The 12,562-nt window shown below is 40.8% G+C and carries 12 protein-coding genes and 1 riboswitch; of the genes, 4 read left to right on the top strand and 8 right to left on the bottom strand.

What is annotated here, in order from left to right; translation table 11 throughout:
* Nucleotides 1-49 precede the first annotated feature (49 nt).
* Genes AC59HZ_RS25820 through AC59HZ_RS25810 form a run of 3 tightly spaced genes read right to left on the bottom strand, consistent with a single transcriptional unit; the run spans nt 50 to nt 3,105 of the window.
* The gene (locus AC59HZ_RS25820) at nt 50-1,195 is read right to left on the bottom strand and encodes a glycosyltransferase family 4 protein (RefSeq protein ID WP_496548628.1); all 1,146 of its coding nucleotides are present in this window, start codon (nt 1,193-1,195) and stop codon (nt 50-52) included.
* Nucleotides 1,196-1,218: 23 nt separating this feature from the next.
* A complete protein-coding gene (locus AC59HZ_RS25815; RefSeq protein ID WP_496548627.1) occupies nt 1,219-1,749 on the bottom strand; it encodes a phosphatase PAP2 family protein in 531 nt (176 codons plus the stop codon).
* A gap of 12 nt (nt 1,750-1,761) precedes the next feature.
* Nucleotides 1,762-3,105 (bottom strand): UDP-glucose dehydrogenase family protein, encoded by a 1,344-nt coding sequence (locus AC59HZ_RS25810; RefSeq protein ID WP_496548626.1) that lies wholly within the window; start codon nt 3,103-3,105, stop codon nt 1,762-1,764.
* A gap of 417 nt (nt 3,106-3,522) precedes the next feature.
* Between AC59HZ_RS25810 and tatA the strand changes: the two genes are divergently transcribed.
* The gene (gene tatA, locus AC59HZ_RS25805; protein WP_496548625.1) at nt 3,523-3,729 is read left to right on the top strand and encodes a twin-arginine translocase TatA/TatE family subunit; all 207 of its coding nucleotides are present in this window, start codon (nt 3,523-3,525) and stop codon (nt 3,727-3,729) included.
* Between the two features lie 268 nt (nt 3,730-3,997).
* Here tatA and AC59HZ_RS25800 read toward each other — a convergent pair whose 3' ends face one another.
* Nucleotides 3,998-5,473, bottom strand: coding sequence for a M20 family peptidase (locus tag AC59HZ_RS25800; RefSeq protein WP_496548624.1), 1,476 nt, complete (start codon nt 5,471-5,473; stop codon nt 3,998-4,000).
* Between the two features lie 219 nt (nt 5,474-5,692).
* On the opposite strand from AC59HZ_RS25800, the gene AC59HZ_RS25795 reads away from it, so the two are divergent.
* Both AC59HZ_RS25795 and AC59HZ_RS25790 read left to right on the top strand, forming a co-directional pair.
* Nucleotides 5,693-6,538 carry a VOC family protein gene (locus tag AC59HZ_RS25795; RefSeq protein WP_496548623.1) on the top strand — a complete coding sequence of 282 codons (846 nt, stop codon included), beginning with the start codon at nt 5,693-5,695 and terminating at the stop codon, nt 6,536-6,538.
* Between the two features lie 23 nt (nt 6,539-6,561).
* Entirely contained in the window at nt 6,562-7,635 is a 1,074-nt protein-coding gene (locus AC59HZ_RS25790) for an LLM class flavin-dependent oxidoreductase (RefSeq protein ID WP_496548733.1), read from the top strand.
* 43 nt (nt 7,636-7,678) lie between these two features.
* Here the strand turns inward: AC59HZ_RS25790 and AC59HZ_RS25785 are convergent, their stop codons facing one another.
* From AC59HZ_RS25785 to AC59HZ_RS25775, 3 genes are all read right to left on the bottom strand, one after another.
* Nucleotides 7,679-8,470, bottom strand: a complete 792-nt coding sequence (locus AC59HZ_RS25785; protein ID WP_496548622.1) for a Cof-type HAD-IIB family hydrolase — start codon at nt 8,468-8,470, stop codon at nt 7,679-7,681.
* Between the two features lie 181 nt (nt 8,471-8,651).
* On the bottom strand, nt 8,652-9,617 hold the full coding sequence (locus AC59HZ_RS25780; protein WP_496548621.1) for a LacI family DNA-binding transcriptional regulator: 966 nt from the start codon (nt 9,615-9,617) through the stop codon (nt 8,652-8,654).
* A gap of 18 nt (nt 9,618-9,635) precedes the next feature.
* Nucleotides 9,636-10,340, bottom strand: coding sequence for a polysaccharide deacetylase family protein (locus AC59HZ_RS25775; protein WP_496548620.1), 705 nt, complete (start codon nt 10,338-10,340; stop codon nt 9,636-9,638).
* A 122-nt stretch (nt 10,341-10,462) separates the two neighbouring features.
* A riboswitch (purine riboswitch) is annotated at nt 10,463-10,562 on the top strand.
* Nucleotides 10,563-10,621: 59 nt separating this feature from the next.
* On the opposite strand from AC59HZ_RS25775, the gene add reads away from it, so the two are divergent.
* Nucleotides 10,622-11,614 carry an adenosine deaminase gene (gene add, locus AC59HZ_RS25770; protein WP_496548619.1) on the top strand — a complete coding sequence of 331 codons (993 nt, stop codon included), beginning with the start codon at nt 10,622-10,624 and terminating at the stop codon, nt 11,612-11,614.
* 32 nt (nt 11,615-11,646) lie between these two features.
* Here the strand turns inward: add and AC59HZ_RS25765 are convergent, their stop codons facing one another.
* Nucleotides 11,647-12,561 carry a pseudouridine-5'-phosphate glycosidase gene (locus AC59HZ_RS25765; RefSeq protein ID WP_496548618.1) on the bottom strand — a complete coding sequence of 305 codons (915 nt, stop codon included), beginning with the start codon at nt 12,559-12,561 and terminating at the stop codon, nt 11,647-11,649.
* Nucleotide 12,562: the final 1 nt, after the last annotated feature.

The raw sequence follows: 12,562 nt of genomic DNA, 5'->3' as shown, positions 1-12,562 counted from the left end.
GCACGAAGACAATTGTCCTCGGGCGGTGCCTGACACCATTACTCATTTTTCAAGCATATTTTTGGTGGTTATGTTCGTTAAGTGTTTGGGTGTAGTGCATGGTGAGGTTTTCGAATATTTGATCCCATTTTTGTGTTAGTGCGTATTTTCTTCCTGCAATTCCCATTTGTTTCCTTAGCTCGAAATTTATTAAAAGATGGATAATGGAATTTTTGAATTCCTCCACATTCCCCGCTGGACATAAATGGCCAGTAACCCCAGATTGAATAATGTTCTTCACACCTCCAGCATTCGCCCCGATTACGGGGGTTCCACTTGCAAGGGCTTCAAGAACAACATTCCCGAAGGTTTCAGTAGGGGAGGGAAACACAAATAAATCGGAAGCTGAGTAGACTTCAGCTAATCGATTTCCGCTTAGATATCCGGTAAACGTCATGTTGGTAGCTGTTTGAAGAGCCTCCAACTCCTTACGTAACGGGCCGTCTCCGACGATAAGCCAATGTATTTTTTCATTTATATCTTTAGGAATGGATTTTGCAATAGCGAGAAGTGTTTCGATATCTTTTTCAGGGGCCAATCTGCCAACAAACGTCAGCAGATATTTTTGATCTAGGCCGTATCGCTCATAAACTGAAGTTTTATTATAATGAGGATGGAAAAGCTGGCAATCCACGCCGCGCGGCCAAATTTCTAAGTTTGAAAATCCACGTTGCATTAGCTGCCTTAAGGTTTCACTAGAGGGTACGAAAAGCTTTTCACATGTTCGATGAAACCAATGCATATATTTCCAGACGATTGTGGTTAGAAATTGCAGGTCATAATATTTCAAATAATCATCGAAATTGGTGTGATAGGAACCAACGAGGGGGATGTTTAATTTTTTGGCATAATAAATTCCACAGAGCCCGGCACTAAACGGAGTAGCCACATGAATTAAATCGGGTGAAAAACGTTGTAATTCTGATTTGAGGGAAAAAGGATTTGGAAAAGCCAAACGGCATTCAGGATAAAGGAAAAAAGAGAGGCTCCTTAAGCGATGAATATTGTCAGAGACATACTCCCTGCCGTTCGAATCAGGTGCAAAGATTTTAAAAGTAATACTCTTCGTTTCAAAATAATCCGTCAGCCGCTTAAGCGTCCTGGCAACCCCGTTGACATCGGGATAAAAGGTATCAGTGAAAATAGCAATCTTCATAAAATCCCTCCTCACCGAATCTCTCACAACCATAATAAACAGAAGCATAAAATTCCCGTACCCATTCCAAGAATACCGCCAGCAAGAACGTCAGAAGGATAGTGAAGACCTAAGTAAATTCTTGATATTCCAACACACAGCCCTAGGGGGATGAGAAAAAAAGAAAGCTGCGGCAGGAATAATATATAAGGGGTCACAACGGCAAAAAACGCCGTTGTATGTCCCGAAGGGAAAGAATGATCCTTTAATGGATTGGCTGGGAACTTTGTTTCTTCTATTATCAAATAGGGTCTTTTTCTTGGCAGCAGCCGCTTAGCAAGCTGTACGGGAATATGGCTGGCCGATAAAGCAAGAGCGCTGGCAAGGGCAATCAATCTAGTTTCCCCTGGCGAGATGAAAAGGAGAACGAAGGCTGCAGCGATGGTAATATCCGCTCCGCCAAAATGTGTAACCACACGGAAAAATAGATTTAACAGCTTTTTATCAAAATGCCGATTCACCGTTTGAAACACACGGCAGTCGAAGCCATAAAACACATTGATCCATCTCATCATCGCCACTTCCCCTTAAAAATTAATAATACGTAACGCATCTTTTGGTCTATCTCTATAAACATCAGGTCTACCAATCGAGAGATACGTAATCGGATGCTTTTGTATTTCCTCGAGTGAGTAACAATTTCTTCCGTCAATAACAATAGGTTCTTTCATATAAGTTTGAAACATACTCAGCCGGACATGCTTTATTTGTTCCCACTCTGTCGCAATGATAGCTATGTCGGCTTCATAAAGAGCGTAGTGAATATTGTAGGCATATTCGATGCTATCCCCTAAAACCTTTTTAGCATTCGGGATGGCAATCGGATCATAAGCTCTAACATGCGCGCCTTCCTGAAGAAGTTCTTTAATAATTTTCAACGAAGCAGCTTCCCGAACATCATCGGTATCAGGTTTAAATGCTAAGCCTAGTACAGCTACTTTTTTATTTTTTAACGAACCAAGCATTTCCTTCGCTTTTAAAACCGGAAGGGTTTGCTGACGGTTATTTACTTTTATGACAGCCTCGAGCAATTCGAATTGGTGCTTGGCATTTCCCGCAAGCTGGACAAGTGCTCTTGTATCTTTTGGAAAGCAAGAACCGCCATACCCAATGCCGGCCTTAAGAAAATCATGGCCGATCCGTTTATCTTGACCAATTCCAAATGCCACTTCCTTGATATCGGCCCCAACTTTATCACAAAGATTGGCAATTTCATTGATAAAGCTTATTTTTGTAGCTAAAAAGGCATTAGAAGCATACTTAATCATTTCTGCACTTTTTATGTCTGTTTTCATTATGGGAATCTTCAATGGCAGATAAATTTGCTCAATAATCGATGCAGCATAAGGATCATCAGCACCAATCACGATCCGGTCTCCTTGGAAAAAATCAAGGACAGCAGATCCTTCTCGAAGAAACTCAGGAGCCGCGACCACCCCGACCTTAATAGCAGAAGACTTTCGGCTTTGAATAATCTGTTTAATTAACTCATTAGTTCCAACCGGGACTGTGCTTTTTGTACATACAATTACATCCTTATCGATATAATGAGCAATGGTATGTGAAACCACATGGATGTATTTTAAATCTACTGAACCATCCGGTTGTTCAGGAGTACCGACCGCAATGAAAATGATATCAGCTCCTGAATAGGCGTGCTCGGGGTTCATGGTAAATTGCAGCTGCCCGTTAAGTAGATTTTTTTCAATGAGTGACTCTAGTCCAGGCTCATAAATCGGAGAACGGCCGTTTTGAAGCATGTCAATTTTGTCTTTTTCAATGTCTATGCATGTTACGTTATGTCCTATATCAGCTAAACCAGCACTTGTGACAAGTCCTACATATCCTGCTCCAGCAACGGTAATCTTCATCCAATCCCTCCAATGAGTTTTATAATTCCATTTTATTAGGGAATGATGGATTTTTTCTTAACCTAGTGTTAAGAGAGTGTAAAGTCTATGTATAGAAAGACAGATCAAAATGTTTTGTCAACTTTTATGAAGATATTATAAAGAAAACTAGGAATTTAGCATTATGTACAGAGTAATAGAATTACATAAAAACCAGCTTAATCAAGTTTCATAAATTTTTGCCCTGTTAAAAAATACCTAATTTTAGAAATGGTAAAGATCCCTTTCTTTACAAATCTTTACATGTGCTTAAAATTCCCCCTCTATAATGAAACCCATATTAAAAATTGATTCTGAGAGGGGATAGCCGTGCCCATCAAAGCAGTTAGAGAAAAAAGGAGCTAAAGTTCCAAATCATTAATGAAGGAGTTGTCTTTTATGTTTTCTAATATTGGTATTCCAGGATTAATCCTTATACTTGTGATTGCACTCATTATTTTCGGACCTTCGAAGCTGCCGGAAGTCGGCCGTGCCTTTGGCCGGACTTTATCAGAATTTAAAAAGGCAACAAAGGAATTAGTTTCGAGTGAGGAAAAAGAAGAAGAGAAAAAGCCTGATTTAACATCAGTGAAAAAAGAAGGATAAGACTCGTTTTTAGAGTGGACGGGGTGTACCCGTCTGTTTTTTCTATAGGCTGTGTTTAAGGTCCCTGTTGATTTTTTTGGCCCTGTTGATTGGAGCGGAAGGCGCGAGACTCCTGCGGGAGTACGGGTCAGGGGAGACCCAGCAGGCGCTTAAGCGCGGGCGATAGGGGACACGGGACCCCAAAAAGGGAAAAGCAGAGTCTGCAATAAAAGCGATAGAGGACACGGGCCAGCTGTAAACAAAAGCCTTGTGTCCTCGATAACAAAAATTACTTTACAGATTGTCGTTTATTAGATTCCCTAATCACTTCCACATAAAACTTAATCGCGTTAATGTAATTTTCAATAGTAACATGTTCATTCGTTCCATGCATCCGATTAAGATCCTCGGAGGTGATCTGCACAGGGAGGAACCGGTAGGTATTCTTGGAGACAGGATCATATTGCCGTGCATCAGAGCCGGCAAACATTAAATAGGGTGCAACAACAGCATTGCTATAAACATTTCTAGCCGCCTGCTGAATCGACTTGAATTGCCAGCTGTTAACCGAGGATACCTTTGAAGCTTCGCTCCCAGTCACTGTCACCTTTATATCTTTATCTTCAATCGTATCTTTAATGAATCGTTTTACTTCTTCCAAAGAATCCCCTGGCATTAGCCGAAGATTAATGATGGCAGAGGCCTTTTCAGGCAAGGCATTGTATTGCTCGCCAGCTTGAAAAATCGTTGGCGCGATTGTAGTTCGAATTAAAGCGGCAGATGCGGGTTGACCTAGTAAAATTTTTTCAATAACCGGTTCAAAAATCGCTTTGTTGGCAAACACATATTTCATTCCGAAGCTCATTTCAGGAGCAACGAATTCAAACATGTCTTTCCCAGGGCCTCTAAGGTCGCCTTTAAACTGGGTATCCTCTAATTTAGCAATCGCACTGGCTATTCTTCCAATATTGGTGTGATCCTTTGGCTGGGAGGAGTGGCCGCCGCTGCCTTCAATCGATAATTCCGCCGTCGCTGATCCCTTCTCAGAAATACCGACAACACCAACTGGCAGAGTCACACCTGGCACCATGTTTTCAACAATCGCTCCGCCTTCGTCTAACACATATTCAAATGTTATTCCTCTCGCCTTAAGAGTATCGACGATTTTACTTGCCCCTTCGTCACCGCCGATTTCTTCGTCAAAGCCAAACATAAAATACATATCCCGGTCTGGCTCATAGCCTTCTTTTAATAGATAATCAACAGCTTGCAAAATGCCAATGACGCCAATTTTGTCATCTAAGGTTCCCCGTCCCCAAATTCGGCCTTCTACCACGGCACCGCTGAAGGGATCCTGCTCCCAATTGGCTTCCGTTCCTTTTAATACAGGGACAACATCATAATGGCTCGTCAGGCCGATAGGGTTCTTATTAGCATTGGAACCTTTCCATTTATAGACTAGGGCATAGCCATTTACTTTTTCAAACGAAAGCTTCTGATGGATCTCTGGAAAACTTTCTTCCAAAAAAGTAATAAACTTATCGAATTCCTTAAAATCAAATTTACTCCGGTCTTGGTAGGAGACGGTTTTATATGTAATCGCTTTGGATAAATGTTGAACCGCTTCATCTTGGTTTATCGTCACTTTTGCAGGATGTGGCGAAGGTTGTTTCGATCGTACATTGAAAGTATTGAAACCGGTTACAATTAAGAATAATAAAATAAGACCACCAAGTATAATGAAAGACAGTTTTCGTTTTTTCAATGTCATTCCCCCATATTTTCTCTATACATTTTATATTACTATATTTTTTAAATAGTAGGAATTTTGTTAAAAATAAAGATAAATCTCGAATTTTAAATATTTGAATTTGAGATAAATTGAAGATATAATGAAAGATGTAAATACAGGACTATTACTGAATAAAGTAGGAATTGAAAAAGTAACCATATGGATAAGAATAATGAGAGAGGTGTGACGATTATGGAGAAATTCCATCAATCACCAAATATATATGTTGGCGAGGTCAATATTAAGGTGAAAAATTTAGATTACTCGCTAAATTTTTACCAAAATATTATTGGTTTTCAAGTTTTGGAGAAAACGGATCGTAAAGCAGTCTTAACCACGGACGGGAAAACACCATTAGTGACGCTTGAGCAGCCTGCAGATGTCATTCCAAAAACAGGCCGTACCTCAGGGCTGTATCATTTTGCAATTTTACTGCCTACCCGCTCAGACTTATCCGTCTTCTTGCGGCATCTGCTTCAAACCGGCTATCCGTTAGGGGCGGCAGATCATTATGTCAGTGAAGCGTTGTATCTTAATGATCCGGATGGAAATGGGATTGAAGTATACCGAGACCGCCCTTCATCAGAGTGGACGTGGAACAACGGATTCGTCTCAATGGCAACAGAAGAACTTGATGGAGAAGGAATCCTGGCAGAAAGCAATGCCGAGTGGAAGGGCTTGCCGGCTGGCACGCTAATGGGGCATATCCACCTCCATGTAGGTGATTTGCAAAAGGCAGAAGAATTTTATACAAAAGGGCTTGGGTTTAAGACTGTAAGCTACTACCCACAAGCGGCTTTCCTTTCTACAGGCGGCTACCATCACCATATAGCCATCAATACGTGGCAGGGGGTTGGTGTAGAGACTCCGCCGAAAAACAGTGTCGGTTTAAATTGGTACACACTTGTTTTTCCGGACGAATATACTAGAGAGGGCATCATAAACCAATTGAAGCATATAGGTGCCCAAATCACTAAAGAAGCTGACTATTATGTAACAAGTGATCCATCCGGAAACCAAATTCGATTAGTGATTTAACATACGTTGGGGGAAAACAAATGATGGACGTAAAACAACAGAACGACCATTCTGGAATGGAATTTGGCATTTATACATTAGCTGATTTAGGTCCTGACCCACTTACAGGTAAAACAATCAGTGCTGGAAAGCGTCTCCAAGAAATAATTGAAGCAGCAAAAATCGCTGATCAGGCAGGTCTCGACTTATTCGGTGTTGGAGAACATCACCGGTTAGACTATGCAGTATCAGCACCGCCGGTGGTCTTATCTGCTATTTCTCAAGTGACAAAAAGAATAAGACTGATAAGTACGACAACAGTATTAAGTACAGTAGATCCCGTTCGTTTATTCGAAGATTTTGCGACACTCGATCTCTTGTCTAATGGGAGGGCAGAAATTATGGCCGGGCGTGGGGCTTTTGTTGAGTCCTTCCCACTTTTCGGATATGACCTTGAAAATTATGATGATTTGTTTGAAGAAAACATTAAGTTGTTTCAAGAGTTGAATGCAAACGAAAGGGTTACATGGAAGGGACGTTTTCGGTCACCATTGTATAATGCCGAAATTGCCCCCCGGCCAGCTCAAAAAAATATCCCATTATGGGTTGGAGTTGGCGGGACTCCTGAAAGTGCTGCAAGGGCTGGAAGATTAGGAACGGGCTTAGCATTAGCAATCCTCAGCGGTGATCCAATTCAGTTTAAGCCTTTAGTCGATGCATACCGGCAGGCCGCAGGAAAAGCAGGTCATGCTCCTGAGTTGTTAAAGGTTGGTGTGACAGGTCATACCTATATAGCGGAAACAACTCAAAAGGCGAAAGAAGAATTTTTTCCTTATTACGCTAACTACTGGGAATACTTCAATTTTCAACTGGGCAGGGACGCCAGCATGTCGAGAGCTGATTTTGAGCAACTGGCCAGTCCCGAAACCGCATTGTTTGTGGGAAGTCCGCAGCAGATTATTGAAAAAGTCCTCAGACAATATGAGTTATTTGGACATAAACGGTTTATCGCCCAGATGGATATAGGCGCTCTTCCTTTTGAGAAAGTGGCGAAAGGCATCGAGCTTTTGGCCACAAAAGTAGTGCCAGTCGTGCGACGGGAAATTGGAGCAAAATAATGAAATGGGTACCGACTTTAACTGAGTGGTACCCTTATTTATTTTATAAAACAAGATCTTTTTCCAATAATCCTACATGAATGAGACCATTGAGAATTCCATTATTAGAGGAGGAAGTGGTGATGACATCTGCGACAGCCTTTGCTTCAGGCACGGCATTACCCATTGCGATTCCCGTTCCGACCTCTGTCAGCATCTCCAAATCGTTCAACCCATCTCCAAAAGCAAAACTGTTTTCCATCTTCATATCCAATACTTCAAGCATTTTTCGGATGCCGACTGCTTTTGATGCCCCTTTTGGGAGAATATCGTAAGCACTATCATGCCACTTTACAAAACTAAGGTCAGGGAAGTTATCAAAATACAATTTTTCATCCTTACCTTCGCAGTAAAGATGTCCTTGATAAATGGAGGAATGTTTATAGAACTCGGTGTCCACTTCAGGATAGGCCATCATCAAAGCGTCGAAGCCAGACTCGATTAACGGATGATTTTTTTCGCTTACTTTAAAATCGTTGTGGCTGCAGTAGGCTAAGGCATGGCCGTTACTAGCGGTCATGGTTGTAAGTGATTGCAGCTTCTCTGGATCAATGGGGTTTGCGTAAATTTCCTTCCCTTCAAAGACTACATATTGCCCATTCATAGATACATAGGAATCAATATTTAATTCTTTTTGAATCCAGTAAAACATCTTTGGCACACGGCCAGTGGCAATAACGGTATGAATTCCTTTTTCCTGAAGCAAGCGAACAGCTTTCTTTGTAGTATCGGGAATGGTTTTTTCTTCAGTTAATAATGTTCCATCAATATCAAAAAACACAATTGGTTTTTGCATTTCATACACCTCCGGGAAAAATACAACACCGCCGTTACGCTCGGGAAGAATCTGATCACGCCAGCCTGGTGTTGTAAATCTTACAAAATTAGCATATTTTATGAAACGCGTTTCAGGTCAAGCGTTTTTTGGAAAGATTTTTGCGATAAAAAATAGACTTGAAGCATTACCAGCCTCAAGTCTAAACCGTTTTCCGTTCAATTAGCGTAACAGGTATTTCTTGGTGGATAATTTCACTGCTATCGTTCATACCTTGGTGAAATAGTTTTCTCCCGATTTCCAGCAGAGGAATTTCAATCGTCGAGATATTCATCATTTTTGCAATCGGCTGGTTATTGAAGCCAATTATGGCGAGATCGCCCGGTACCGAAAGGCTTCGTTTCTGTGCAGACAAGATGATCCCTGCTGCAACATCATCGTTGGTCACCAATAAGGCAGTGGGAGGATTCGGAATCTGCGCCATCCGTTCAATAACTTTCTCGCCATCTTCAAAGAAAAGACAATCCGCAAAAATATAAGAAGGGTCATAAGGAATGTGATGGTTCACATGAAAATCCTTAAAAGCCGCTTCTCTGAATCTGCTATTTGTTCCGGTGCGGCGGCCAATGCAGTAGCCGATGCTTCGATGACCTTTACCATGTAAGTATTCTAACGCAAACATGAAGCTTTTATAGTGATCGACAAAGGTTGAGGACACCTTTTTGTCTCTTGTATCTTCACACAAGACAATGGGTCCGTAGGGCAAATATTCTTCGATGGTCGACCATTCACATTCTCTCGAACAGATAATTAACGCATCAATCTGCTTTTGTTTCAACATTTGCATGGCATCCAGTTCTCTATCCTTCAAATAGTTAGTTTGAATTAATACCAGCTTGTAGTTGTTTTCCAAGGCTTCACTAGCGATCCCTTTAATTAATAAGGCAAAATAATGATGTTCAATGAAAGGAACAACGACACCAATAAGAAACGTTTTTCCCATGCTTAAATGGACAGCATTAATGTTTTGCTGATAGTTACTTTGCTTGATGGCCTCCAAAACTGCGATTCTTTTCTCCTCGCTTACATATGGGTGATTATTTAGCACACGGGACACCGTCGTTACCGATACACCAGCCATTTTTGCCAAATCTCTAATGTTTGTCATTTCATCACCTTATTATACTCAGTTACTTCCCATTGCTTGAAGTTCATTAACGGTTACAAACCTATATCCTTCGTCCGAAAGGGTTTTTAATATCCCTTCAATGGCCTCTAGCTCATTGTCAGTGCGATCATACATGGGATGCATCAGAATAATCGAACCCGGTTTGATATGATCGGCTACATACTTCACTTTATCAGAGGCAGTGGTGTAGTAGGTATCTGGCTCAAGATTCCAAGTGATCGTATCCTGATTGTGCTTATTGAGGTAGTAGGGCAATCCTAGCAGCTTTTTTCCATTAGGGGGTCGAAAATCGATTTCACCCTTGAATCCAGCCTCCCGAATTAAATCATCAGATTTTTCAATTTCCTCTTTGATATAGGAAGGGGATTTGAACACCATTCGATTATGGGAATAGGTATGATTGCCAACCTGGTGGCCTGCTTTTACGATTTTTGCTGCCTCTTCAGGAAATTTTTTGATCTCGCCGCCAATTAGAAAAAAAGTAGCTTTCGCATGATATTGATTAAGTAGTGGAAGGATTTGCTCGACATTTTTGGTTGGTCCATCATCAAAGGTTAAGGCAACCACCTTTTGATTGGTGTCCACTTGATTGGTTAAACCGCCGAAAAGCTGGAATGTTCGGGAATTCATTAATTTATAGGTTCCAAATAATAAAAGGATAATACAAATTACCAATCCGATAGAGAGTATTATTTTTTTCATAAAGACAGCCTTTCTTATTCTTAGAGATTGTTATAAAAATTATAGCAGAATGCTCTGGTAAACATTACTTGTTTGAGTGAGGTGCTTGACAATAAAAATAAATTCTATTATCCTTTTATAAAATTGATAGGAACAAAAAATTTCGTATAACTCCAATAATATGGTTTGGAGGTTTCTACCAGGAGCCAATAATTCCTGATTACGAAGAAGGTACACGTAACTGTATTTTCTTCGTAATCAGGAATTTTTTTTTATTTTAAAAAATTTTAAGGAGGTACACCATGAACTTTGAAAAGCTACCTAAAATAGAACTTCACTGCCATTTAGATGGCAGTCTTAGACCAGCAACGATTATTGATATTGCCAAAAAAGAGGGGATTATATTGCCTTCCTTTGATATAGAAGAGCTCCAAACGGATCTCATTGCACCGTTAGACTGTGAATCACTCGACGAGTATTTGGAGAAATTTGCAATACCCAACCTCGTGATGCAGTCGAAAGAAAATCTAAAAAGAATAACGTTTGAGCTGTATGAAGATGCAGCCAAGGAAAATGTGAAATACATGGAGGTTCGGTTTGCTCCCTTACTTCATACAAAAAAGGGATTAGAGGTTGAAGAAATCATCCAAAGTGTGTTGGAGGGTATGAAGGATGCTGAAGCTCAATTCGATATAAAAGGAAACCTAATCTTGTCATGTATGCGAACGATGTCTCCGGAAAGTGCTTTTGAGGTTGTTGAAAAAGGAAAGAGATTCCTAGGTAAAGGGGTTGTGGCTATCGATTTATGTGCTTCTGAAGAGGCCGGTTTCTCTAGAAAATTCGTGGAACCAATCGCCCTTGCCAAAGAATATGGCTACAGAGTCACCATTCATGCAGGTGAAACGGGAATCGGCGAAAATGTCCTGGAAGCTGTTGAGCTTTTGGGTGCTGAAAGAATCGGCCATGGGGTTTTTATCAGAGACTGTGAGGAGGCATATAACGTCGTAAAGGAAAAACAAGTGGTACTGGAAATGTGCCCGACAAGCAATGTCCAAACAAAAGCAGTGAGTCAATTTAGCGATCATCCCATCTATGATTTCCACAAGGATGGAATCAGAGTCACCGTAAATACAGACAACAGAACCGTATCCGATACAACGATGGCGAATGAATGCAGCATCATATTCGAAGAATTTAAGGCTAGTTACGAGGAATATAAACAAATCTACATCAACAGTGTTGAAGCATCCTTTGCTGACCAAGAAACAAAGGAAAAGCTCAGAAAGTATCTATAAAAAATGGGGAGCTATCCGCTCCCCAAAATAAATTATTTCATTGCATTGAAACTAACTGCTAATTTCGCTCCAACAACGGCATTGTTTTTTACTAAAGCAATATTGGCATCAAGGCTTTTGCCTTCGGTTAATTCTTTGACTTTACCTAGTAAGAATGGTGTTACATCTTTACCAGTGATGTGTTTTTCTTCTGCTTCCTTTAAAGCAGCTTCGATGACGCCATTAATGACTTTATCATCCATAGCGAATTCTTCTGGAATTGGATTGGCAATAACCGCTCCGCCCTTTAGGTTTAAATCCCATTTTACTTTTAGTGTTGAAGCGATTGTTTCTACAACATCAGCACGTAAGTTTAGCGGGAATTCACTTTTACGTGTATAGAAAGCAGGGAGTACATCGGTTTGATAGCCAATAACAGGTACACCTTTTGTTTCAAGATACTCCATGGTTAATCCTAAATCTAGAATTGATTTGGCACCCGCACAAATAACGGCTACATTTGTTTGTCCAAGTTCCTCAAGGTCTGCAGAGATATCCATAGTGGTCTCAGCGCCGCGGTGTGCTCCGCCAATACCGCCAGTGACGAAGATATTAATTCCTGCAGCTTCTGCGCAAATCATGGTAGCGGCAACCGTTGTAGCGCCAAGTTTTTTTGTAGCGATTAAATAGGCTAAATCACGTCGTGATGCTTTGGCAACATCTGAACTTTTCCCGAACATTTCAAGCTCTTCATCGGATAAGCCAATTTTAATTTTTCCATCTATAATGGCAATAGTAGCTGGTACCGCTCCATGATCACGGACAATTTGTTCCACTTCACGGGCAGTTTGAACATTCTGTGGATAGGGCATACCGTGAGAGATGATCGTAGATTCTAAGGCAACGATTGGTTTTCCTTGTTCCTTGGCAGTACGTACTTCTTCTGATAATGTAATATATTGTTTCATG

It is taken from the genome of Neobacillus sp. DZ-9 (genome assembly GCF_059587065.1).
This window is presented reverse-complemented; position numbering and strand designations above follow the sequence as displayed.

Bases quoted from the DNA above. Each gene is read 5' to 3' on its own strand.
- AC59HZ_RS25820 (WP_496548628.1), bottom strand. From the start codon at position 1,195: ATGAAGATTGCTATTTTCACTGATACCTTTTATCCCGATGTCAACGGG.
- AC59HZ_RS25815 (WP_496548627.1), bottom strand. From the start codon at position 1,749: ATGATGAGATGGATCAATGTGTTTTATGGCTTCGACTGCCGTGTGTTT.
- AC59HZ_RS25810 (WP_496548626.1), bottom strand. From the start codon at position 3,105: ATGAAGATTACCGTTGCTGGAGCAGGATATGTAGGACTTGTCACAAGT.
- tatA (WP_496548625.1), top strand. From the start codon at position 3,523: ATGTTTTCTAATATTGGTATTCCAGGATTAATCCTTATACTTGTGATT.
- AC59HZ_RS25795 (WP_496548623.1), top strand. From the start codon at position 5,693: ATGGAGAAATTCCATCAATCACCAAATATATATGTTGGCGAGGTCAAT.
- AC59HZ_RS25790 (WP_496548733.1), top strand. From the start codon at position 6,562: ATGGACGTAAAACAACAGAACGACCATTCTGGAATGGAATTTGGCATT.
- AC59HZ_RS25785 (WP_496548622.1), bottom strand. From the start codon at position 8,470: ATGCAAAAACCAATTGTGTTTTTTGATATTGATGGAACATTATTAACT.
- AC59HZ_RS25780 (WP_496548621.1), bottom strand. From the start codon at position 9,617: ATGACAAACATTAGAGATTTGGCAAAAATGGCTGGTGTATCGGTAACG.
- AC59HZ_RS25775 (WP_496548620.1), bottom strand. From the start codon at position 10,340: ATGAAAAAAATAATACTCTCTATCGGATTGGTAATTTGTATTATCCTT.
- add (WP_496548619.1), top strand. From the start codon at position 10,622: ATGAACTTTGAAAAGCTACCTAAAATAGAACTTCACTGCCATTTAGAT.
- AC59HZ_RS25765 (WP_496548618.1), bottom strand. From the start codon at position 12,561: ATGAAACAATATATTACATTATCAGAAGAAGTACGTACTGCCAAGGAA.